Origin of the sequence: Rhizobium pisi (assembly GCF_003938655.1) — a bacterium.
GTDB classification, from domain to species: domain Bacteria; phylum Pseudomonadota; class Alphaproteobacteria; order Rhizobiales; family Rhizobiaceae; genus Rhizobium; species Rhizobium pisi.
On record NZ_RJJT01000002.1, the window covers coordinates 22,903 to 46,180 of the forward strand.

Sequence of the window (23,278 nt, forward strand, 5' to 3'; positions counted from 1 at the left end):
AGGTTGATCGCACGGGGTGATTTTCCCTGTCCGAGGCGGAATAAAGCTCTTGAAGGGGTCGCGACCAATGGTCTCCGATCTCCTGAAGCATCTGCATTATTCCGAGCCAATCACGCCAATCGCAAATCGAGAGACGGGTGCAGCTTCTTTAGGTTCGGGAGAGATTTAGCCTGCCACGGATATTGATGAGTGCCTTTGACCACAAGCAGGAGGTCGCTGATTTTCCTGGCCTCGATAGTCAGCTTCGCCAGCAGATTGATCCCGGAAGAATTGAGAAACTCCAGACCCGTCAGGTTGAACGTCACCTGCTTGTGGCCTCCGTGGAGGATGCCTGAGATCAGCGAGTAGATGGGCGCGTAGGCGTCCGGCCCTGCCAGCCGGAACACGCCGTCGAAATATACCTGGTTTCGTTCCGCCCACACGCGGAAGTTTTCGTCGCTGATTTCCATTCTTCGCTCACTGATTGGAGAAGGGCGGCATCGCCACGGCTGCAGTCGTCGTCAGTATGATATGCTGATCATCATGCTCCTCGAAAGCCCATGCCATTTTTGCATCATAGTCGCTCAGAAGCGTAAGCAAACCCAGACCCGAACCGCTTCCCATTGATATGGCATTGATTTCGATTTGCTCAAGAAGAAGTTCCTCCGCGTTTTTCGACTGAATGTGACGCAGCAATTGCTGAAAACGCGCCGCGCTGCCGCCATCGATCGTGTTCTTCACCCTTATGAAAAAACGGCCGTCGAATATGCTGGCTTCAACAAGGATTTCACCAGGCTGTCGAAACTTAACGGCATTTTCTATCAGCTCATTGCTGAGGTACCCGATGTCGTGATGCGCCTGCCTGTAGTCTTTCCTGGAGCGGGAGAACGGAAGAGCCATCACCTCAGCTATAAAGTCGGAGGTCATTCCCGAATGCTTCCATCCGAGCTGAAGCGGCCCGTCGCTCAATGTAAGGCGAGTATCGACATTCAGTCTTAAGCCCGCCAAAGACTCGATACCGTATACCCTTGGTGCCATGTGTCACCTATGCCGCACTGCGAGAAGCGTAATGTCATCGTGTATCTTCTGTGATCCGATGAAGAGCATGAGTGCCGCCACAATTTCAGAAACGATTTTGTCGGCACTTAGACCGTTCAAGCGTCGTGCCTCCCGGCACAACCGTTCCATGCCGAACAGTTCCCCGAGCTCGTTTTCGGCTTCTGTTACGCCATCCGTGTGCAAAAGTATGAGGTCGCCCGTCTCAAACGCTATTTCATGGGTTTTTACGAACGCTGAGATATCGGCTTCCAGCCCGATCGGTATCCCTAGATCCATCGTGTCGATGCGCTCCACCTTGCCGTTCGCCCGCACTATGACGACTTCCTCGTGTTGCCCCGAGAGAATCATGTCCTTTCCGTCATAGTCCAGAAACGCCAGCGTGAGGTGCTTGTCGATCTTGGTCCTCACGATGTTTTTAAACAGGGCGCTGTTCAGGTCAGTGAGAAATTTGACGGCATCGGTGTTTCCCGCTTCCTGCAGGGCACGGGCCACGGACTGGACCATCAACATCAGCACACCGCTTTCGAGCCCATGTCCAGTGACGTCGCCGATGCCGATCTTTAGCCTGTTCCCGTTCTTCAAGACGTCATAATAGTCGCCACCAACTTCTTCGGCAGGTCGCATGTATGCTGCGATTTCGAGGGTCTGAAACTCCTCGAGCTCCTGATGCAGCGGAAGGACCATGAGTTGGATTCTTTCGGCGACGGCCAGCTCCGTTCCAAGACGTCGGTTTTCTCGCTGGAGCTGCGCGTTCAGTGACGAAATCTCTTCCTTTGCATCCTCGATCTGAGCGGTTCGCTCGTCGACGAGTTGCTCAAGGTTTTCGGTGTGGTAGCTGATCTGTTCGGCCATGCGATTGAATGCTTCACCCGCCTCGCCGACCTCATCTTTGCTTGTTATGGCTACCCTGACCGAATAATCCTTCGCCTGTATCCTCTTGGCGGCATCGGCAAGTGCGCTGATTCCGCTCGTTATTCGTTTCGAAGCCGCGAGTACCGCGATCGTCACGACAAGCAGCGACAGTAGGATCGCCAGAATCTGATAGATCACGATCCGGTTCGTTGCCTCTGAAATCTTGGCCTGAGCCGCATAGAGGGAGGCGTCGATTTCTCGCTCAGGCACAACCACGCCCAGAGACATCGCCTCTTGCCGAACGGGCCCAGTGACCCAGAGATTGGTCGCAGGGAGTTTCTTTACGATAGCAATATAGGGCACCAATTCGCCGTCCTGCTGCAACAACAAGTGCTGGATGCCCTGTTCGCGATCGAGAGCCATGCTCGCTATCGCTGGCTGCGAGCTTCGCTTCAGCGAACGTTGCAGCCCGGTCACGCCGGTTCCGCTCGCATCGCTCGCAGAACGAAGGCCGAGCGTTTTTTCGCCTGTGCTGTTGATTGCCACGACGTTTCCGTCTGACATGACGAGAAATCCAAAGCCGGACTGGGCCACTTTCACATTTTCAACAGTCTGCGCGAGCTGGTCGAGCGTGATATCGGCGCCTGCCGCCCCGGAGACATCCTTCCTGTCGGCGGTCCACAAGGGATGGAAGAAACTTACGATCAGCTTCCCGGTGATCGCATCCGTATAGGGAGCAGTCTGCGTTATCTCGTCCGCGACCGGCCGCGTTTTGCTGTCCTTGGCCCAATCCTGCCAGGATTCATAAAGCCCGGGAAAAAAGAAGTCCCAGAGATTCGCCTCGTTGTGACCCGGATAAAGACGGTCGAAGGTCTGAGCCTGGTCGGTGTAGGGCGTCGTCCGGAAGATCGGCCGCTCTTTCGATCCGATGTAGTACATTTGCAGCTTTGAGGCGCCGTGTTGCATCAGGCTCGGCGCAACAAGGTCGAGAACCGAGCTGGTCTGGATGTCGCGCTCGACATCCGGCTTTGGCTTATGGTCTGGTCCGAGCAGATACCCCCAGACGCTCATGACCGATACGGAACCCGCGGCGTTCTGCGACCATCTCCCCTTCTCATCGTAAGAGAGGCTGACGCTGCCCGGAGATGCACGAGAAACCGCGGCACCCACCTCGGAATTGCGCTCGGGATCGTCGATCTGCGCCTGGAGCACGCCTGCCAAGGCGCTGACGTCATTATGGACCTGGCGCAGGAGCAGACTCACCTGTGCCGCGGTCGAATCGGCATATGTGCGTACGTATTCCTGGCTTGCGGCCTCAAGGCCCTGCCCGACCTCCAGCGTTGCGTCACGCGACAACCGTTGAACGTTCCAAAGCGCCAGTCCGCCGCTCACCAGCAGGTCAAAGAGAACGGCTCCACCGACGACCAGGATGAACTTTGCTCGAAATGAGCCCAATCTTATCGGTCTTTTCGATGGTTTCCTGTCCATTACAGCGGCTTCCGGCCGGAAGCTGCCCAGATCGGCCAGCCTGCATAACCCTTGGGGTGAAGAGCAGCAAAGACATGATCTCTGAATCCTTGCCGGAACCTGCGAATGAATTCCAATGAGTCGCCACGTCGGACGGCCATCTCACCGGCATAGACGTTTTCCCATGCTTCTATGATATCTGCGAAGTCCTGGGGATCCCCGTCAAGGTTCGTCACCATAAAGCAGTCGACCTTGATCTCATCGAAGCCGGCGTCGGCGAGGAGATGACGGCTTTTCGGCCCCATCTCGACATCCATGTCGAAGTGCCTGAACAGTTTGGCGACTTCCTCGTAAGTCCATTTTATGGTTTCCGCATGTGGCTCCCCGAGACAATGCGAGTTTTTTTCGTTTGTGATGTAGACGCGCCCGCCTGGTTTGCAGATGCGGTAAAGCTCCCGCAGCAGTATCTCGGGGCGATTGAAAATCTGCAGCGAATGGCGGCAGGTCACGAAGTCGAATTGATTGTCTCTGAGCAGCATTTGCGAGGCATCGCCATAGGTGTATTCGATTCCCTGCAGATCGAAGTCGGCGGCGATCCGGCGGGCATATTCGAGGCTGCGCACGGAATGATCCAGCGCAACAAGGCGTGCCGGTGCAAACTCCCGCTGAACCAAGGCTGCGAAATCCCCAATTCCGCAGCAGATATCCGCGACGACAAGACCGCTGCGCAGGCCGTGGCGGGGCAACAGTTCCCGTTCATGCCTCCATGTCATTTTCGTCTGGGTGCGCAGAATAGGAATGAAGGTTTCATCCTCGACAAAGCTCTGGCCGGGATAGAATGCCGAATCGTAGACTTCGATCGCCAAGTTCGGCTCCGTCGCGGCGAGGGTCTGGAACAACGCGGTCGACCACGCCACCACGCTTGATGTGATAATGACGATCTTCCGTTCCGGCCTATTCCGGCAGCTCTCCTTGAGAAGGTCGGACAGGGCGGCGAAGGCAGTCATGTTGATGTGTGTCAAACGTTTGACATTGAGGTAAACGACCCCGCTGTATTTTTCCAAACTTTGCTGCACCAGCCTGAGAGCATCGGCAATCATAGCGGCGCTTTCGGGCCGCATCTTGCCTGAGAGCACCAGCTCTTGATTGGTCGGATCGAAATAAACAGCAAAGGGCACAGGAAGCATGTTCATTGGAAGTCCTCGGTCGAGGGGAAATCCGCGATGATTTGTATTCCCCGCGTGCCGTCTTTCTCAATTCGGATGGCGGCGCGGAATATCGCTGCCAAATTGGCGAGCGGAACCGTCCCATCGGACTCGACGGGATATCCGGACGCGGCCCCAAGGATAGGCTGGCGTTCGCTTGATCTTGCACGTGCGTGCTCGCGGTCAGATCCTTCCTCGCAAGGGAACGCAATTCTCAACCGATTGAATGTGGCGCTGCGATAGAGATCGAAACTTATCCTCCCCGGCTCTCCAGTCGAACGGAAAGCGAGTTCGACGAGCTCGTTCGTCGCCACGGAAAGAAAATTGGAATAGCGAGCGGGATCGCTGTGACCCTGGCCGAGAATGTCTGAGAGATATTCCGTAATCCTGTCGCAAAATTGCCATTGGGATTTGAACATCCCAACGTTCATTTCCATCGATACCATGGGCGCAAATGCGTGGTCATCGAAGTTGGATGCTTCTTCTTTCAATACACCCTCCATTCGTTTGCCGAAGGCGTCGGGTTGATGGGTGCCGCGGCTGAAACACGGCGAAAAATGATTCTTCACTATGGTCGTGGCTGACTTGCGGATTTTTCCGCCTGAGTGACGAACTCGCCGATCGCCTCGACCGAAAGCGGCCTGCTGACGAGATAGCCTTGAAGCCTGTCGCAGCCGACGCTGCGTAACCATGTCGCCTGATCGGGCGTCTCAACCCCTTCGGCCGTCACTCGCATCTCGAGGTCATGCGCAAGATTGACAATGCAGCGGACGATTGCCTGGCTTTTGAGATCGCTTTCGAGGTCGGTGATAAAGTATCTGTCAATTTTTATCGTATCGAAGGGGAAGGTCTTGAGATAGCTAAGGGACGAATAATCGGTCCCGAAATCGTCAAGCGAAATTCGTATCCCCAGCACGTTAAGGGTATTCAGCGTATCGATGTTGTTGACGGTTCGCTCAAGGAGCACGCTTTCCGTTATCTCAAGTTCCAGACGCTCGGGCGGCAAGCCGACCAGGTCCAATGTCTGGGACACGCGGTCGGTGAAGCCGCTTGTCAAAAATTCGGCCGCAGATAAATTGACGGCGACAGTGTAGTTCTGCGGCCATTTCATCGCCTCGCGACATGCCTGCTCCAAAACCCATGCACCAATTTCCGGCATCAATCCGTCGGCTTCGGCCACCGGAATAAATGCCGCAGGTGGAATAGTTCCAAGCAAGGGATGGCGCCATCTGAGCAATGCTTCGAAGCCGAAGATGCGGCCGGCTTCTGCGATGGGCTGGTACTCGATGAAAAATTGATGCTGGACCAGCGCCATGCGAAGGCTGCGGCGCAACAGTTCGCGCTGTTCCAGGGATTCAAGCATTGAAGGATCGAACGGTTTTGCGCGGCCGCGTCCTTCTTTCTTCGCAGCGTAAAGTGCGACGTCGGACGACTTCATGAGCTGCTCCGGACTTATTCCGTCCAACGGAGCAGCGGAAGTGCCGATACTTACACCGACAAACAGCGCGATACCGTCTATCGTGAAGGGCTTCTTGAACGCGTCCACCAAGGCTTCTGCCAGTCGATGCCCTTTGGCGGGATGCCCCGAGCCCATGGAAATGACCATGAATTCGTCACCCGCCAGTCGATAGGCCCTGTCGTCGTCGGTGAGGCACCCTTGAATGCGGCTCGCGGCGAGCTGAAGAAGCTTGTCGCCGGCCGGATGCCCGAGCGTGTCGTTTACAGGCTTGAAATCGTCGAGGTCGAGCTGCATCAGGGATAGAGCTTCATTCGAGGCCGTGGCCTCATGCAGCGATGCGGCGAGATCGTCGCCGAACTGACGTCGGTTGGGAAGCCCGGTCAGCGGATCGTGAGTGGCCAGATGCAAAAGGGTTGCGAGGTCGGCGCCGTTGCGTTCCTCAGACCGAACCACGGCAAACAATTCTCCGATCCGATAAATCGTGATGCCATGCGATCCCGGCTTGTTTGGATCCAGCGAGATGCGCAAGGGCCGAGCGGCGTCGCCGATCGAATGAGCCGCGAGCGTGATTTCGGACCTGTCCAACTCGGGGAAATGCTCCCAAAGCGATGCTGCTGGCCTAACGGCAGCAGGCAGTGGATTGCCCAGCAAAGTCTCGACGGGATTGAATTCGCGATCAAAGAACAAAAGCCCATCGGCCGGGTGCAAAGCTTTTGCCTCGGTTTGTTCGAGGGGCGAGCGAGCCGCACGATCTCTTGGCATGTCCCGGGCTTTCTCCAGTCGAATCTCCTAGCAGGCAGGTGGAGTATAGTGCAACTTGAGCGCGTTTGGATCCTATATTAGGCCCCCCTGATTAACAATCCCCAAAAGTCAGGACGCCGTAGCGCCTGTCCACGGTCCCGAATCCCTTGTGACCTGGCCGAGGAAAAAAATAGTATTTCGCAATCTAATCCAATGGGAAATAGGGCCTCCGCCTCCAGCTTGCCTTGCCGTTCCGTTAAACGGGGAGAATGGGCGAACAGCGCTCGCCCCTCCCCGGCTCATTTCGTGATGGTCTTGCCGTTCGGCAGTTCCACGCCAAGGACGTCATCGACGCTGCCCGCGCCGATCTCTCCAACGGTTGGAAGAGCGTTCGCGTTGAGGGCATTGGAGGTAATCGCATTCCAAGTGATAGCGTTCGCAGTGACAGTAGCTGGCGACTCCGGCCAACACCACGTGATACGGAACCGTGCCTTATGGCACCTGAGCCCCACTCACTGCGACATACACCGAATAAATCGACCGTGTTGCCGCAATAAACAGCCGGTTGCGTCTTGGCCCACCGAAAGTGAGGTTGGCGACGGTCTGCGGTACGCGGATCTTTCCGATCAGTTTGCCCGCCGGGTCGAAGCAGTGCACGCCGTCTGCGGCACTCGACCAGAGGTTTCCGTTCACGTCGGTGCGGATCCCGTCCGGGATGCCTTTGTCGATAAGGCAAAAGACGCGGCCGTTCGCGACCCTCTCGCCATCGACCACGTCGAACGCGCGGATGTGGCGTGGCAGGCTTTCGTCGTGGCTTGCCCCCGAATCCGCGACGTAAAGGATCGTTTCGTCTGGCGAGAACGCAAGGCCGTTCGGCTGGATGAAATCCGTGACGACGGCCGCAAGTTGGCCGGTCGCCGGATCCAAGCGGTAGACATTGCGGGTCGGCTGCTCCGGCTCGGCGTGATAGCCTTCATAGTCCGACATGATGCCGTAGGTGGGATCGGTGAACCAGATCGTGCCGTCTGATTTCACCACCACGTCGTTCGGCGAATTGAGCCTTGTGCCTTCGAAACGGTCGGCGAGCACGGTGATCGAACCCTCGATCTCGGTGCGCGTGACGCGCCGCCCGCCATGCTCGCAGGAGATCAGCCGGCCCTGCCGGTCGCGTGTATGACCATTGCTGAAATTGGACGGTTGCCGATAGACGGAGACGCCGCTCTCCGGTGTCCACCGCAGCATGCGCTGGTTGGGAATATCGCTCCACAGCAGCTGGTTCGCATCATTAAACCAGACAGGCCCCTCCGCCCAGCGACAGCCGGAATAAAGTTCGTCGAGGCCGGCGCTCGTCACGATCAACTGCCGGAAGAGCGGGTCGTGAATTTCGTAGATGCTGGCCTCGGCCATGGCGGTCTTCCCAATTATCGCATGCCGGCCCGGCGGCCGCCGGCGAGCATGATGACGCTGATGATGATGAGGCCGGTCATGATCAGGCGAATGCCCGCGCCGACCCCGTAGGTGTTGAGCATGGAGACGACCAGGAACATGAAGAGCGACGCGCCCCAGATGCCCGGCACGTTGGAATCGCCGCCGGCGACGGCCGTGCCTCCGATCACCACGACGGCGATCGACATCAACAGATATTCCGAGCCCATGTTGAGCGCCGCGCCGCCGGAAAAGCAGGCGAGCAGATAACCCGCAATCGATGCGAGCACGGCGCAGAAAAGATAGGTGACGAAGCGCGTGCCGTCGACCGGTATGCCCGCCATGCGCGCGGCCGGCATGCTCTGGCCGATCGCCGAGATCCAGCGCCCGTAGATCGTCTTCTCGAGCAGGAACCAGGCGAGGAGCGAGATGAGAAGTGCGACGATTGCCACGTTGGGTACGCCAAGCGTGTTCGACGTCGTGAATTCCGCCAGCACGCTCGGCGGCTTGATGCGCAATCCCCGGTTCGTCCAGATCGCTGCAGACTGCACGATGAAGCTCGTCGAAAGTGTCGCAATGATCGGCGGAATGCGCAGCGCCTTGATGAGTGCATAATTGCAGAGGCCGACGACGAGGCCGATGACGATGGCGACGAAGAGGCCGGGCAGGATCAAGCCATTTTCGACATTCATCAGCTTCAGCGCCACCGTGCCGGCAAGCGTCATCGTGGCGGGAACCGAGAGATCGATATTGCCGGGACCGAGCGTGATGACGAACATCTGGCCGATGCCGACGACGACCGAGAAGGCGGCGAAGGTGAGTGCTGCCTGCGACAGGCCGAGCGTGCTGGCGCCGAGCGTCACCATGACCGTCAGGAACCAGACGGTGAAAGCGGCAAGCCACGACCAGATCCAGGGCTTGCCGAACAGGCGGAGCAATGGGGTCATCGGCGTTTCTCCTGCTTCTCCAGGCGGTTCAGCATCAGGCGGAGCGCCAACACGATGATCAGGATGGCGCCCTGAGCGCCGATCTGCCAGTCCGGCGAGATGCGCAGGAAGGACAGGAATGAGCCGGCCAGCGTCAGCGTCAACGCGCCGATGACGGCGCCGATCGGGGAGACGCGGCCGCCGATGAATTCGCCGCCGCCGAGGATCACGCCGGCGATCGACAGCAGCGTGTAGCGCAGCGCGATATTGGCATCGGCCGAGGTGGTCAGGCCGACGAGGGCGATGCCGGCAAGCACTGCGAACAAGCCCGCAAGCCCATAGGCGGTAGCGCGCGCCCCGACAATCGACCAGCCGGCGCGCTCGACCGAGCGCTGGTTGCCGCCGATGCCGCGGATCAGCACGCCGAGCGACGACCGCATGACGAGAAGATGGGCGACGGCAGCAATGGCAATGCTGGCGACGATCGCCATCAGCGCGATCGGCGGCTTGACGGTCATCAGCGAGCGCACCCAATTCGGCGCCTGCCCGCCTGGAGCCGGCAGCAACAGCACGGCAAGGCCGCCCCAGACGAAACTCATGCCGAGGGTCACGACGATGGACGGCAGGTTGCGCAGATGGATTATGACGCCGAGCGCCGCATAGGTCGCGATCGCGCCGGCAAGGATCAGGACGCCGATCACCGGGGCATCGCGCAGAAAGGTCGCGGTGACGCAGGCGACGAAGCTCACGAAGGTGCCCATCGAGAGATCGAGATCGTTGACCGCCATCACCAGCATCTGGGCGATCGTCGCGAGCGCGATGGGCACAGCCAGGTTGAACAGCAGGTTGAGCCCGACATAACTCACGGCGCGCGGCTGCATCCAGAAGACGGCAGCGAGCAGCAGCGTCAGCGACAAGGCGGGAATGGCGAGACGCATGGCATCGGACGAGAGCCTGAACGTCATGCAGCGACCCCTTCGAAGGAGGCGGCAATGATATTCGTCTCGTTGACGGCGTCGCCGGCGAGTTCGGCCTTGATGCGGCCTTCGCGGAAGACGTAGACGCGGTCGCAAAGGCGGACCTCGTCCATTTCAGTCGAATACCAGATGAAGGTGCGGCCGCGCGAGGCTTCGTCGCGGATGATGGCGTAAACCTCCTGCTTGGTCCCGACATCGACGCCGCGCATCGGATCGTCCATCAGCACGACGGGCGCGCGGGTCGCAAGGGCGCGCGCAAAGAGCACCTTCTGCTGGTTGCCGCCGGAAAGCGACAGGATGCGGTTGGCCATATCGGGCGTGCGGATCTCGATCCGCCGCTTCCAGTCGGCGCCTTTCGTCTCTTCCTCGTTTGCGAGGATGAGGCCGCGTCGCGAAAGGTCACCGAGCGAGGCGATGGAGAAATTGCGCAAGATGCTCCACAGCTCGAAAACGCCGTTGAGGCGGCGGTCGCCGGCAACGAAGGTGACGAGCGGATCGCGCTCGGGCAGCCAATTGCTCGACTGGGCCGCATGCAGGGCAAGCAGCAACTCGGTCTGCCCGTGGCCGGCCAGTCCCGCCAGCCCGATGATCTCACCTTTGCGCGCCGCGAAGGGCAGGCCCTTCGTCTGATGCGACAGGATGAGCGGAGCGAGGGATTGTTCGCGCACCGAGCGCTGCGCGATCTCCTCCTTCGCAACGGTGCCCATGGCTTCCACAAGGCCATGATGATCAAAACCGTTCGCCGGACGTTCGGCGACGACGCGGCCGTCCTTCATGACGACGATGCGATCGGAGGTCTCGAGGATCTCGTGCAGGATATGCGAGATGAAAATGACGGAGCCGCCGGCGGCAGTGAAGCGGCGGACATGGTCGAGCATCTGACGGGCAAGGCTCGCATCGAGGGACGATGTCGGTTCGTCGAGGATCACCAGCCGTGGGGCAATGCCGGCGTCGGAGAAGGCCATTGATATCTCGACCATCTGCCGCTCGGCGATCGAAAGATCCCCCACAGCCCGGCTGCTGTCGATGCCATGGCCGGGAAAGACGGTGTCGAGGCTCTTCTCGATGATTTTTGCCGCGCGCCTGCGCCAGCCGAAACCACCGAGATCGCGGTGCATGATGCGCGTGTTCTCGACGATCGAAAGGTTGGGGCAGAGAGAAAGTTCCTGGAAGACACAGCGCACGCCGCGGGTTCGCGCGGCGTTGATGCCATAGCGCTCCAGCCGCTCGCCGTCGCTCGCCACACTTCCTTCGTGCGGCGTGAGGCCGCCATTGATCACGCTGACGATGGTGGACTTGCCGGCGCCATTGTGTCCGACGAGCCCGACGCATTCCCCCGGCATGACGCTAAGCGTCACGCCATCGAGTGCCCTGACCGCGCCGAAGCTCACCTTGGCGCCATCGACGGCGATCACCGCCTTCAAAACGTCATCCATGCTGCCCGCCATGCCTGCTCGTATAGACTGCCGCGCGGCCATTTGCGGCCGCGCGGCAGTCGCCGGGAGATTTATTTTGCCGACTCGATGACCTTGATTGCATCAGCCTGCGTGTATTCCACGTTGGCAACGCCGCCGGCCTGGGTATTGGCGAGGTTCGTTTCGAGATTATCCTGGTCGATGCGCAGGAAGGGCACGACGAGGTCCTTCTTGACCTGCTTGCCGTCGAGGATCTGCTGGGCGACCCAGAAGGCGAGCGTGGAGACGCCGGGCGCGATCGACACGGACATGGTCTCGTAGCCCTTGCCGTCCTTCTGCTCCTTCCACCATTTCAATTCGTCTTCGCGGTTGCCCATGATGATGGTCGGCATTTTCCGGTCAGTTGCGGCAATCGCCTGTGCGGCGCCATAACCGTCGCCGCCCTGCGTAACCACGCCGACGATGTCGGGCAGGCTCGGCAGGATGCCGGCAACCGCCTTCTGCGCCACGTCCTGCGCCCAGTCGCCGTGAACGGAGCCGACAATCTTGAACTGCGGGAACTGCTTGACGCCGTCATGGATGCCGGCCGAGATCTCGTCATCAACGAAGACACCGGCCAGACCGCGGATCTCGAGCAGGTTGCCGCCCTGCGGGAGTTTCTTCGACAGGTACTCCACCTCGCTTCGGCCCATTTCCTTGAAGTTGACGGCGATGCGCCAGGCGCAGGGTTCCGTCACGATGCCGTCGAAGGACACGACGGTAATGCCGGCGTCGCAGGCTTCCTTGACCGCGCCGTTCAGCGCCGTCGGCGAAGCGGCGTTCAGCACGATCGCATCATAGCCCTGCAGGATCATGTTCTGGATCTGCGCGGCCTGTTCCGTCGCCTGGTTCTCGGCGGTGGTGAAAGGGTCGGCTGCGGCAACGACGCCTGATTTCACGGCTTCGCCCGTCACCTTGCCCCAGCTCGTCAGCATGGCTTGGCGCCACGAGTTGCCGGCATAATTGTTGGAAAGGGCGATTTTCTTGGCCGACGTATCGGCAAAGGCAGAAACGGGCATCGCGGCGCAAGCAATAGCGGCCGATGCCAGAAGCATCTTACGGATTGTCATGTCTTCCTCCCTCATGATCGCCGGTCGGCGGATCGTTTCACTCCTGCCTGCCCCAATGGGGTTCGAGTGAAAATTGTTCTTGCACTGAGCTTCCTCCTCTCAGTAAGGGCAGGATGCGGGAGATCGACTGGCCTGTACAGGGGCAAGGCGGCAATTCGTTTGCGGGTTTTGCGCAACAAGCTGCGGGTTTACGCAAGACGGCGGCGCTTTCTCGGGCGCTTACTGCGAAGCGATCGCAGCGGGTTGAGGAGCCCGCTGCCGTCTATGGGAGGAACTGACGATGCTGCATCTCGCACCCGCAGCCATGTTCGACCACTATCTCGGCATTTCCCGGCTGCTCGCGGGCCAGCTCGACTTCCGCTCGGCCATCCGTTCCGTCGCCGCCGAGGTCGCCCATATCATCCCCCACGACCATCTCGATGTCTGCGTGCTGCTCGAAGGCGGCAACTACCACACGGCTTACGAGACAGGCATCGAGACCGCCTGGGGCGAGATTGCAGGGGCGCCTGTTGTCAACAGCCCCATCCGTTCGCTGCTCTGGGGCGAGGTGGAGTTTATGCTGACGGACGACGCTATGACGGATCCGCGCTTCCACTTCGAGGGCGCGTTCAAGCGGCCGATCGTCGAACAGTCGCTGAGGAGCCGCTTGCATGTACCGATGAAGGTGCAGGGCACGATCATCGCCGCACTCTCCTGTTCCTCGCAAAGGGCGGGCGTCTATACGATGGAGGATATCGAACGCGCCCGCATCATAGCCGACCTGTTGACGCCCTATTTCTTTGCGCTCAGGGCGGCCGAGCATGCACAACGCTCGGCGATCGTCGAGGCTGAGGCTCGGGCCCGCGAGGAGGGATTGCGGCAAGGCGCGCTGAAGCTGACCGAAGCTCTGGAGCAGGAGCGCCAGCGGATCGGCATGGACCTTCACGACCAGACGCTGGCCGACCTGACGCGGCTTGCCCGCCGGATCGATCGGCTGTCACGCAACGGCGAGGTGGCGCCCGAAGCGCTGGAGCCGGTCTCGCGTTCCCTGCAGCATTGCATGCAGGATCTGCGGCAGATCATCGAGCAGGCAAAGCCCTCCGTACTCCAGCTCTTCGGCCTCGCCCAGGCGATCGAGCATCATCTGGACCGATCGACCCGCGATGCGGGATCGGCCATCGAATGGGGTCTCGTTGACGAGACGCATGGCGCACTGGAGCAACTGGAACCGACCGTCAGCGTCGCGCTGTTTCGCATCGCCCAGGAGGCGATCAACAATGCGGTGCGCCATGCCGCCCCGCTCACCATCATGGTGCGGCTCGAGGCTGACGACGAGAGGCTATCGATCGAAATCTCCGACGACGGCACCGGGCTCGCCAAGGCGCGGGGACGGATCGGCGGCGGCATCGACAATATGAAGACCCGTGCGCGGCTGATCTCGGCACGCTTTATGACTGGGCCTGGTCACAACAATCGCGGGACTGCGGTGCGCGTCGTGCTGCCGCTCGGCCCGCACGACCCGGCGAGCGGGCCAAACTGAGGAGAAAGACGCGATGAAGGTTCTGATCGTCGAGGACGACCCGCTGCACCGGTCCTATCTGCACGAAGCGGTCAACGCGGCCCTGCCGGAATGCAACACGGTGATCGAGGCGGAGAACGGAACCGTCGGCGAAAAACTCGCCCGCGACCATAAGTCGGCCCATATCGTCATGGACCTGCAAATGGCGAGCCGCAACGGCATCGAGGCTGCGCGCACGATCTGGAAAGAACGACCGGAGACGCGCATCCTGTTCTGGTCGAATTATTCGGACGAGGCCTATGTGCGCGGCGTCTCGCGTATCGTGCCGGATGGCGCCGCCTATGGCTATGTGCTGAAATCCGCCTCGGACGAGCGGCTGAGGCTCGCATTGCGCTCGATCTTCATCGAGAGCCAGTGCGTCATCGACCGCGAGGTGCGGGGCCTGCAGCAGAAGAGCTTGGGCCAGACGAACGGCTTCACCGATTCCGAATACGAAATCCTCGTCGATATCGCCCTCGGCCTCACGGACAGGGCCATAGCCAAACGGAGGGGCCTTTCGCTGCGCAGCGTGCAGAACCGCCTGCAGCAGCTCTACGACAAACTCGACGTCTACCAGAGCGCAGGCGACGACCACGAGGACGGTCGCTTCAATCTCCGCGCCCGAGCTGTTACCGTCGCTTTCCTGCGCAAACTCCTGAACTACAGCGCCCTGGAGCGGGCTGAAGCAGAGCTGCAGGAGTGGCTGGATGGAAAGTAGTTTGGGAACAAACAGGATATCGATCGAACGCCAAGAGCAGGCGCCGGCGCCACAGAGGCAATAGGCGGTTCGTTCCGAAGAGAAGACACGATCCCAGGAAAGAATTTAAGATGCGGCCGGTACTACGGCCGCCACACCATAGCCTCCTGGCAGAAATCGGGTGGCCGATGGCTGACCTAGCGTGCAGAATCAATCCGCCGTCAAAGGAGGAATTTATGCTTACGCTTTACGATTATCGCCCATCGCAGAATGGCTGGAAGGTCAGGGTCCTGTTCGGGCTGCTGGACATTCCGTATCAAGTCCGCTTGCTATCGATTTTCGAAGGCGAAGCCCGCACCGATGCCTTTTTCGCCCTCAATCCGGCGGGAGGCATTCCCGTTCTGGAACTGGAGGATGGGCGGACGATCGCCGAATCCAATTCCATCCTCGCCTATCTGGCCGAGGGAACCCGGTTTCTGCCGGCAGATCGCTATCAACGTGCCAAGGTCATGCAATGGCTGTTCTTCGAACAGTATCACATCGAGCCGGTCATCGGCACGCTGCGCTTCTGGACGTTGACAGGGCGCCTCGGGCTCAACGCGGCCATGGTCGAAGCCAAACGCGCGGCTGGCCTGCGTGCCCTTGCCGCACTGGAACGCGGGCTGAAGAACACGCCGTATCTCGTGGATGAGGAGTTTTCGATCGCGGACCTGGCGGTTTACGCCTACGCCCACCGGGCAGCGGATTGCGGCTTCGTCCTGACAGATTATCCGGCGGTTACCACTTGGTTCGATCGCGTGCGGGAAGTCATCGGTCCCGGCCATCCGGTCTACCCGTATAGCGACGATCCTCATTCAGCCATCTGAGCGCGATGCAACACGGACATGAATCGATCCGCCGCGACCGATTCAGGAAACTCGTTGGACCGCCAAATGGTGAGCGCGCATGATCCGGCTATGGATGCAAAAGCCGATATCATGCTGCTTTACCGGATCGATCCGTCTCGAAACATGGCGCGCTTCTATCGCCTATCAATCCAGCCGACATTGTTCGGAGGCAGTTCTCTCGTGCGCAACTGGGGCCGGATCGGGACCGAGGGCGGCTGACAGTGGAACTGTTCGATACGCCCGGGGAGGCTGCTGTTGCCTATGAGCGCATGGCTGTCCGCAAGCTGCGTCGCGGCTATCGATACGAGAGTGCGACATGCGCCACGCAAGGGACCGTTGACGCTGCAAGGCATCTCGATCGCCTCGAACACAGTGACTAGGTATGATCCTTTGCTGATCGCGCTTGGCAGGATCAACCGTAATGTCAAATATTGACATCGCCTCGGGGATGCAGAACAATTCATCTAGCAATCTGGATAAGGAGGCCGCGGTGATGACCAGCAGCCTGCATGTTAGCCTGCCCGATGAAATGCGCGCCTTCGTCGATATGCGCGCCAACGGGAAGAGCCAATACACGACGCCGAGCGAATATGTGCGCGCGCTCATTCGCGAGGATATGGCACGCGAAGAAGACCGTCGTTATGCCATCCGCTCGCTGCTGCGGGCCGAAGAGGAATTCCGACGCGGAGAGATGCTGCCCCTTTCTGCGCTGGACGCCGTCGATGCGGAACTGGATGAAGAGCTGCGCTAGTGGCTCCTCGCGTTCTCATTCTGCTGACTGCCCTTGATAACTATCGCCTGGCAGTCCGCGAAACGGCGCGGAAATGGTCCATCGAACAGGCAAAGGCATACGGCCGCCTGCTGCGGGCGGGATTTGAAGCCATTCCCGAAGCGCATGCCCGTGTGAGGACAAAGAAAGACGAGCGCGTCGGAAATTCGCTCTTCCGGCTCCACAAAATCGAGCACCACTACGCCGTCTATATTGTCGCTGACGATACGACGTTCGTCATTGCCGCGGTCTTGCATGAGCGGATGGACATTCCCGCACAGCTGCGGGCAATCGAACGTTTGACCGACAGAGAGTACGACGCGCTGATGGGACATCCTCGGCCGAAGTCCTAAGGACCATCGGTCACGCCGAAGTGACCTGAAACGATGATCCGGAATTCACAATCCAGCCTTTCCGAACATGATCCGCCGAGCCAACCGGAACGGGCTGGCACGGGAAAACTCTCCATCATTTCTCAGACCTGTGTTGTGTTCACTGGGCGGCCGGCTTCCGCATATCCAATTGACAGATATCCTACAAGTGGATATGTCTCGATCGACGTAAATACGGATGGAACGAAACCGGCATGCCGCTGAAGTCGATCAAGCCCCTCACCCGCGCTCCCCTTCTCCACGTTTCGGTGCAGGAAAGTCTTCGCGCCTATATCGACGACAATGGGCTGAAGCCTGGGACGCTCCTGCCGGCAGAATCCGAGCTGGCAAACCAGCTGGGTGTCAGCCGCAATTCGCTGCGCGAAGGCATCAAGGCTCTGGAGTCGGTCGGCGTGCTGGAATCACGCCGCGGCGTCGGCATCTTCGTCAAGGCGTTCTCTTTCGAGCCGCTGCTCGACAATCTCGCCTACGGCCTCGGCGGCGCGCTCCGTCAGATCGAGGAAGTGATCGAGATCCGCCGGACGCTGGAAGTCGGTCTGATCGGCAAGACGGTCGAAAAGATCAGCGACGAGGACATTGCCGAGTTGCGAGCGACGGTCAACAGCATGGGCGAACATGCGCGGCGCGGCGAATCCTTTGCGACCGACGACCAGCGGTTCCACACCCTCCTCTTCCGGTGCCAAAACAACGAAACGCTTGCGCGTCTCATCGATGTCTTCTGGCTCGCCTTCTACAAGGCCTCCGATTTCGTCAATCTCGATAACGTCGATCCCGTCGCGACCTGGAGGGATCACGCGGCGATCGTCGATGCGATCGAGGCAAGGGATGTTGCAGAGGCGCAAAGACGCCTGGATCGCCACTACGAGGGTATTTCTCGGGTGATCGCTGCCAATAAGACAAATTCAAATGTGGGAGGAGCACAATGAATCGACTGTCAGGATTGTCATCCGCCATCGCGCTTGCCGCGATGATGGCTACGACCGCCATTCCAGCCTTCGCCACCCCGGCTGAGGCGGCAACACTCTCGGGCGGCTTCGATGTAGGCCCTAGCGGCTTCCAGGGCAATTTCAACCCACTGGCCGCGACGGCGGGCTTCACCTGGCTCAGCGTCTATTTCGAGCCCTTGGTCACCTACGACGAAAAGCTGCAGAAGGTGGTGGGCCTGCTTGCTTCATCCTACGAAGTCAGCCCCGATCAACTCACCTACACGTTCAAGCTCGCGGATGCGGAATGGCATGACGGCAAGCCTTTCACGGCGAAGGATGCCAAGTTCACGATAGGGCTCGCCCAAAATGCAAAGACCGGCTCTGTTTTTGCGGCCCGTCTGAATGCGATATCCTCGGTTGAGGCCAAGGACGACAAGACGCTTGTCATCAAGCTGTCGGCGCCCTCCGCAAACCTGATGGACGCCATGACCAAGGTCATGATGCTGCCCGAACACGCTTTGTCGCAGATCCCCGCCGAGCAGCTCGCCAAGAACAGCTGGTGGTCCACCTCGCCGATCGGCACAGGTCCGTTCAAATTCACCAAATACGTGACCGACCAATACGTCGAACTCGCGGCCAATCCCGATTACCGCGGCGGCAAACCGGCGCTCGAGAAGGTTATCAATCGCTATTTCGCCAATCCGGCTGCGGCGATCGCCGCGCTGCGCGCCGGCGAGATCCAATTCACCTACGTGGATTCGAACGACCTGACCGCCTTTAAGGACAGCAAGGATTTTCGCGCCATCGAAGGCAACTCTTTCGTCGTCAACTATCTCGGCTTCAATCACGACTCGCCGATTTGGAAGGATCTTCGAGTCCGTCAGGCGGTGATGTACGCGATCAATCGTGATGCGATCATCCAGAGCCTATACGGCGGCGCCGCCAAGCCGGCGAATTGCGCTTATGTCGCCGATCAGGTGGTGCCGAAGGGCATCGAGACTTATGCCTATGATCCGGAAAAAGCCAAGCAGCTCCTGAAGGAAGCCGGCTGGGACCAGATCAACGGCAACAAGCCGATTACCCTTCTGACCTATTACACGACGCCGCTTGCCGGCAATGTCATGGCCGCGATCCAGGCGATGCTCGCTCAGGTCGGCATCAACGTGACGCCGCGCGCCGTCGACGCTCCGACCTATAACAGCATCGTGCTCAACGCGTCGCCTGATGTCGCGCAGTTCCAGAAGGTCTATGCAGGCCTGCAGAACGGCCCAGATCCGGGCAGCATCAATGTCGGCCTCAACGAGAAGCAGATTCCACCGGCCGGCCCGAACGTCGCTCGGGTGCGCATGCCGGAGCTGACAAAGGCGCTCGATGCAGCCCTCGGAGAAACGGACGGTGCCAAGCGGGACACCCGATATCAGGACGTCTGCAAGGTGATGAACAGCCAGCTTCCCTGGGGCACGCTCTGGGTGGCGAACCGTTACGGCATCGCATCCACCAAGCTGAAAGACTTCACCTGGACCCCTGCCCCCGGCGGCGGACCTTACCAGGCGCATCCGGAAAAATGGGCGATCGCCGAATAGGGCGTTGCCCGTCCTGAGAAGCAAAGGGTGGCCTCGTCACCGACCCCGCCACCCTCACAGGAACGGACATTTATGCTGAGATACAGTCTCCGGCGTCTGCTGATCGGAGTGGGCATGCTCTTTGCTTTGAGCGTGCTGATCTTCGTCATGCTGCGCCTTACCCCCGGCGATCCGATCGACGCGTATATCGATCCCAATGTCCCGATGTCGCCATCGGACCTTGCGGAACTGCGCGCCACGCTCGGCCTGGATCGGCCGCTGCCGGTCCAATACGTCGCTTGGCTGGAGCAGGCGCTGACAGGAAATCTCGGTTACTCCATCAAGCGGCCCGACCAGCCGGTCCTCGGCCTCGTCCTGTCACGCGTCGGCCCAACGGTCCTTCTGATGGGAACCGCGATCGCAATCTCGATCGTCGCGGGGATCGCAACCGGCATCGTCGGCGCGGTTCGCCGCAATTCGATCGCCGACCTGTCATTGTCGGTCTTCGCGGTTATGGGCATTTCCAGCCCGCCGTTCCTGAGCGCTCTGGTCGGCCTCTATCTCTTTTCCGTCTATTTCAACTGGATGCCCTCCGGCGGCATGCTGACACCAGGACGGGAATTTTCGGCCGCCGACCTCATCCATCACCTCATCCTGCCCGGGGCACTGCTGGCCGTCGCTCAGACGGCGCTGATCATGCGCTACATGCGGGCCTCCATGCTTGAGGTCCTGAACCAGGACTATGTGCGCACCGCGCGCGCCAAAGGCGTCTTCGAATTCTGGGTCATCACCAAGCACGCCCTGCGCAATGCGCTGCTCCCCGTCATCACGCTGATCGGCTCGACCATCGGCCTTGCCATCGGCGGGGCAATCTTCATCGAAAGCGTCTTCAACTGGCCAGGCATGGGCCTGCTCATGGTCGACGCGGTGGAGGGCCGCGACTATCCCGTCATCATGGGCTCGACGCTGGTGATCGGCGCCTGCGTCATCGTCGTCAACCTTCTGACCGACCTCGCCTATGTGGTGGTCGATCCGCGGATCAGGGTGGGTTGAGCGATGCTGGCACGACCTTCTGCCCGCAGCCCAGGCCCGATCGCGCGATCCCTCCACCGCTTCACGCTCAACAACGCGGCATGCCTTGGCCTGTGCGTGATCGCGCTGATGATCCTGGCGATCCTTTCCTATCCGCTCTGGTGGAGCTTCCAGCCCAACGACATCGACCTCCTAGCGATGAATGCGGGACCAGGGGCCAAGCACTGGTTCGGCACCGATGGCGTCGGCCGCGACATCTTTGCCCGGGTCATGGATGGTGGGCGGATTTCGCTGTTGGTGGCGATCACCTCGACGGTCATTTCCGCAATCATAGGCTTCCTGGTCGGCGCGGTCTCCGCACTTGCCGGCCGCTGGGCGGATGCCGTCACGATGCGTTTCGTCGATCTAGTCATGACGTTGCCACCCGTCATCTTTCTGCTGGTGCTCGCCTCGATCGCCGGCACCGGCATCTGGCCGACGGTCCTCGTAATCTCGCTCCTCTCCTGGCCGCTGTTGGCGCGTATGGTGCGCTCGCGGCTGCTCGAACTTCGCGAGCGTGATTTCGTCATGGCGGCACGAGGCATGGGCGCCGGTCTCCCGCACCTCCTCCTCCGTCACGGCCTGCCGAACTCGATCGATATTCTGGTCGTCTTCGCGACGCTGCAGATCGCCAATGCCATTCTGCTCGAGGCAGGTCTTTCCTTCCTCGGGCTTGGCATCGCGCCGCCGGCAGCAAGCTGGGGCAACATGCTGAATGCCGCCCGTTCCACCGCCGTGCTTGAGCAGTACCCATGGCAATGGCTGTTTCCCGGCGGCGCATTGGTGCTCGCCGTCCTTGCCATCAACTTCATTGGCGATGGTCTTCGCGATGCCTTCGACCCTCGCGCCGAATTAAACTGACGTCGAAAGAAAGCAAAAATGAGCAAATTCAAGGGTGTCGTCCCCCCCGTCATTACCCCGCTGAACAAGGATTACACCGTCGACTACCCATCCTACACACGGGTGCTCGAAAACCTGATCGAAGCCGGATGCCATGGCCTCTTCGTGCTCGGCTCGACCAGCGAGGTCGTCTTCCATGATGAAAAAACGCGGCAGGAAATCATCGAGCATTCGGCCAAGGTCATCAACGGTCGTGTTCCCCTGATCGTCGGCGTCATCGATCCGACGACCGACCGCGTCATCAATCATGCCGGGATCGCCAAGTCGGCCGGCGCCGACGCCGTGGTCGTCACGGCACCGTTCTACACGGTCACCAGCCAGGCCGAGATCATCGATCACTTCCGCTATATCCGCGATGCCGTGGACGTGCCGCTGATCGCCTACGATATTCCCGTCTGCGTGCACGTGAAATTGCTGCGCCAGACCAGCGTGACGCTCGCCAGCGAGGGAACCATCATCGGCATCAAGGATTCGAGCGGCGACGATGGCAACTTCCGTTATGTGCTGCTCGATCTCGCAGACAACAAGGACGTCTTCCTGATGACCGGCTCCGAGATCGTCGTCGACACTGCGCTGCAGATGGGCGCACATGGCGTGGTGCCCGGCATCGCCAATGTCGATCCGCATGGCTATGTCAGGCTCTGGGATGCAGCTCAGCGTGGCGACTGGGCCGCTGCCCGCAAGGAGCAGGAACGCTTGTGCCGGCTCTTCGAAATCGTCTGGGTCGGCGCCGGCCGCGTCAGCGGCGGAGCTTCCGGCATCGGCGCCTTCAAGGCCGCGATGAAGAGCCTCGGCATCATCGACACGGCCTTGATGCCCCGCCCCCGCGCCGCCCTCAACGAAGCGGAAACCGCGGGGATCGACGAGATCCTGCGCGCGACAGGCCTTCTTTCCTGATGGACGCCATGCACCAGATCGGCGACACCATTCTCGACGTCAAGGGGCTGTGGACAGTCTTCCGCATCCGCTCCGGCGAGGTGACGGCGGTCAATGGCATCGATTTCTCGGTCGCAGCCGGCGAGACGCTTGCGCTCGTCGGCGAGTCCGGTTCGGGCAAATCAGTTACCAGCCTATCGGTCATGCGGCTGCTCACCCGCAACATCGGTGCGATCGCCGCCGGCAGCATCCGGCTGAAGCGCAAAAACGGCGCAGTCAGCAATCTCGTCTCGCTCAAAGATCAGGAGATGCGCACCATCCGCGGCAATGACATTGGCATGGTCTTTCAGGAACCGATGTCAAGCCTCAATCCCGTCTATACCATCGGCGATCAGATCGCCGAGCCGATCCGCATCCATCGCGGCGCGGGCCGCAAGGCCGCGATGGATGCTGCGGTGACGCTTCTGGAAGGCGTCGGCATTCCGGACGCCAGGCGCCGTGCCGACCAATATCCGCATGAGCTTTCGGGCGGCATGCGCCAGCGTGCCACGATCGCCATGGCGCTTGCCTGCGATCCCACCCTTCTGATCGCCGACGAGCCGACCACCGCGCTCGATGTAACCATTCAGGCGCAGATCCTCGACCTCCTGCAAAAGCTGCAGCGCGAACGCGGCATGGCCATGCTATTCGTCACCCATAATCTCGGAGTCGTCGCGGAAATCGCCCATCGGGTTGCCGTCATGTACGCCGGCCGGATCGTCGAGACCGGCCCGGTCACTGAGGTTTTCCGCAATCCGAAGCATCCCTATACGATGGGCCTGCTCGCCTCGATGCCGAAGCTTGGCAACGCCAGCCGCATGAAGCAAGCGGGCGAAAAGCTGGCTGCAATTCCGGGCGTGGTCCCGAGCCTCGGCAACATGCCGTCCGGCTGCGCCTTCGAGCCGCGCTGCCGGTTCGCGACAGAGGACTGTCGCAAGGCGGTGCCGCCACTTTTCGACGTCAATCCGCGCCACAAGAGCCGCTGTATCCGCTGGCAGGAGATTTAGG

23 protein-coding genes are annotated in these 23,278 nt (G+C 60.2%); 12 read left to right on the forward strand and 11 right to left on the reverse strand.

Features of this window, described 5'->3' with window-relative positions; all coding sequences use genetic code 11:
- Nucleotides 1-110 precede the first annotated feature (110 nt).
- The 11 genes from EFD55_RS02760 to EFD55_RS02810 all read right to left on the reverse strand — a co-directional run bounded on the left by EFD55_RS02760 (nucleotide 111) and on the right by EFD55_RS02810 (nucleotide 12,614).
- Nucleotides 111-449, reverse strand: coding sequence for a slr1659 superfamily regulator (locus tag EFD55_RS02760; RefSeq protein WP_125842762.1), 339 nt, complete (start codon nucleotides 447-449; stop codon nucleotides 111-113).
- A 7-nt stretch (nucleotides 450-456) separates the two neighbouring features.
- Nucleotides 457-1,017: a slr1658 superfamily regulator gene (locus EFD55_RS02765; RefSeq protein WP_125842764.1), complete on the reverse strand. Its 561-nt coding sequence runs from the start codon at nucleotides 1,015-1,017 to the stop codon at nucleotides 457-459.
- A gap of 3 nt (nucleotides 1,018-1,020) precedes the next feature.
- Entirely contained in the window at nucleotides 1,021-3,378 is a 2,358-nt protein-coding gene (locus EFD55_RS02770; protein ID WP_125842766.1) for a SpoIIE family protein phosphatase, read from the reverse strand.
- A complete protein-coding gene (locus EFD55_RS02775; protein ID WP_125842768.1) occupies nucleotides 3,378-4,550 on the reverse strand; it encodes a methyltransferase domain-containing protein in 1,173 nt (390 codons plus the stop codon). The genes EFD55_RS02770 and EFD55_RS02775 overlap by 1 nt, the downstream gene beginning before the upstream one ends.
- Entirely contained in the window at nucleotides 4,547-5,065 is a 519-nt protein-coding gene (locus EFD55_RS02780) for a hypothetical protein (RefSeq protein WP_376774088.1), read from the reverse strand. The genes EFD55_RS02775 and EFD55_RS02780 overlap by 4 nt, the downstream gene beginning before the upstream one ends.
- 65 nt (nucleotides 5,066-5,130) lie before the next feature.
- Nucleotides 5,131-6,783, reverse strand: coding sequence for a putative bifunctional diguanylate cyclase/phosphodiesterase (locus EFD55_RS02785; RefSeq protein ID WP_125842772.1), 1,653 nt, complete (start codon nucleotides 6,781-6,783; stop codon nucleotides 5,131-5,133).
- A gap of 471 nt (nucleotides 6,784-7,254) precedes the next feature.
- Nucleotides 7,255-8,169, reverse strand: coding sequence for an SMP-30/gluconolactonase/LRE family protein (locus tag EFD55_RS02790; RefSeq protein WP_125842774.1), 915 nt, complete (start codon nucleotides 8,167-8,169; stop codon nucleotides 7,255-7,257).
- Nucleotides 8,170-8,183: 14 nt separating this feature from the next.
- The gene (locus tag EFD55_RS02795) at nucleotides 8,184-9,134 is read right to left on the reverse strand and encodes an ABC transporter permease (protein WP_125842776.1); all 951 of its coding nucleotides are present in this window, start codon (nucleotides 9,132-9,134) and stop codon (nucleotides 8,184-8,186) included.
- Nucleotides 9,131-10,078, reverse strand: a complete 948-nt coding sequence (locus EFD55_RS02800) for an ABC transporter permease (protein ID WP_125842778.1) — start codon at nucleotides 10,076-10,078, stop codon at nucleotides 9,131-9,133. The genes EFD55_RS02795 and EFD55_RS02800 overlap by 4 nt, the downstream gene beginning before the upstream one ends.
- Entirely contained in the window at nucleotides 10,075-11,526 is a 1,452-nt protein-coding gene (locus EFD55_RS02805) for a sugar ABC transporter ATP-binding protein (protein WP_125842780.1), read from the reverse strand. The genes EFD55_RS02800 and EFD55_RS02805 overlap by 4 nt, the downstream gene beginning before the upstream one ends.
- Before the next feature lie 71 nt (nucleotides 11,527-11,597).
- Complete coding sequence (locus tag EFD55_RS02810) at nucleotides 11,598-12,614, reverse strand: ABC transporter substrate-binding protein (RefSeq protein ID WP_125842782.1); 1,017 nt, start codon at nucleotides 12,612-12,614, stop codon at nucleotides 11,598-11,600.
- 280 nt (nucleotides 12,615-12,894) lie between these two features.
- Here EFD55_RS02810 and EFD55_RS02815 point away from each other — a divergent pair, with 280 nt between their 5' ends.
- The 12 genes from EFD55_RS02815 (at nucleotide 12,895) to EFD55_RS02870 (ending at nucleotide 23,277) form a co-directional block, all read left to right on the forward strand.
- Nucleotides 12,895-14,133: a GAF domain-containing sensor histidine kinase gene (locus EFD55_RS02815; protein ID WP_125842784.1), complete on the forward strand. Its 1,239-nt coding sequence runs from the start codon at nucleotides 12,895-12,897 to the stop codon at nucleotides 14,131-14,133.
- A gap of 13 nt (nucleotides 14,134-14,146) precedes the next feature.
- The gene (locus EFD55_RS02820; protein ID WP_125842786.1) at nucleotides 14,147-14,869 is read left to right on the forward strand and encodes a response regulator transcription factor; all 723 of its coding nucleotides are present in this window, start codon (nucleotides 14,147-14,149) and stop codon (nucleotides 14,867-14,869) included.
- 215 nt (nucleotides 14,870-15,084) lie between these two features.
- Nucleotides 15,085-15,714 (forward strand): glutathione S-transferase family protein, encoded by a 630-nt coding sequence (locus tag EFD55_RS02825; protein ID WP_125842788.1) that lies wholly within the window; start codon nucleotides 15,085-15,087, stop codon nucleotides 15,712-15,714.
- Between the two features lie 54 nt (nucleotides 15,715-15,768).
- Entirely contained in the window at nucleotides 15,769-15,954 is a 186-nt protein-coding gene (locus EFD55_RS33600; protein ID WP_245438374.1) for a WGR domain-containing protein, read from the forward strand.
- A gap of 274 nt (nucleotides 15,955-16,228) precedes the next feature.
- Nucleotides 16,229-16,486, forward strand: coding sequence for a ribbon-helix-helix domain-containing protein (locus tag EFD55_RS02835; protein WP_008536431.1), 258 nt, complete (start codon nucleotides 16,229-16,231; stop codon nucleotides 16,484-16,486).
- On the forward strand, nucleotides 16,486-16,857 hold the full coding sequence (locus EFD55_RS02840; protein WP_125842790.1) for a type II toxin-antitoxin system RelE/ParE family toxin: 372 nt from the start codon (nucleotides 16,486-16,488) through the stop codon (nucleotides 16,855-16,857). Before EFD55_RS02835 ends, EFD55_RS02840 begins: the two co-directional genes overlap by 1 nt.
- Nucleotides 16,858-17,090: 233 nt before the next feature.
- Complete coding sequence (locus EFD55_RS02845; protein ID WP_125842792.1) at nucleotides 17,091-17,822, forward strand: FadR/GntR family transcriptional regulator; 732 nt, start codon at nucleotides 17,091-17,093, stop codon at nucleotides 17,820-17,822.
- Nucleotides 17,819-19,405, forward strand: coding sequence for an ABC transporter substrate-binding protein (locus EFD55_RS02850; RefSeq protein WP_125842794.1), 1,587 nt, complete (start codon nucleotides 17,819-17,821; stop codon nucleotides 19,403-19,405). Before EFD55_RS02845 ends, EFD55_RS02850 begins: the two co-directional genes overlap by 4 nt.
- Before the next feature lie 72 nt (nucleotides 19,406-19,477).
- Nucleotides 19,478-20,437, forward strand: coding sequence for an ABC transporter permease (locus tag EFD55_RS02855; protein WP_125842796.1), 960 nt, complete (start codon nucleotides 19,478-19,480; stop codon nucleotides 20,435-20,437).
- Nucleotides 20,438-20,440: 3 nt separating this feature from the next.
- Entirely contained in the window at nucleotides 20,441-21,316 is an 876-nt protein-coding gene (locus EFD55_RS02860; RefSeq protein WP_125842797.1) for an ABC transporter permease, read from the forward strand.
- A gap of 18 nt (nucleotides 21,317-21,334) precedes the next feature.
- Entirely contained in the window at nucleotides 21,335-22,252 is a 918-nt protein-coding gene (locus tag EFD55_RS02865) for a dihydrodipicolinate synthase family protein (RefSeq protein WP_125842799.1), read from the forward strand.
- Entirely contained in the window at nucleotides 22,252-23,277 is a 1,026-nt protein-coding gene (locus EFD55_RS02870) for an ABC transporter ATP-binding protein (protein ID WP_125842801.1), read from the forward strand. The genes EFD55_RS02865 and EFD55_RS02870 overlap by 1 nt, the downstream gene beginning before the upstream one ends.
- Nucleotide 23,278: the final 1 nt, after the last annotated feature.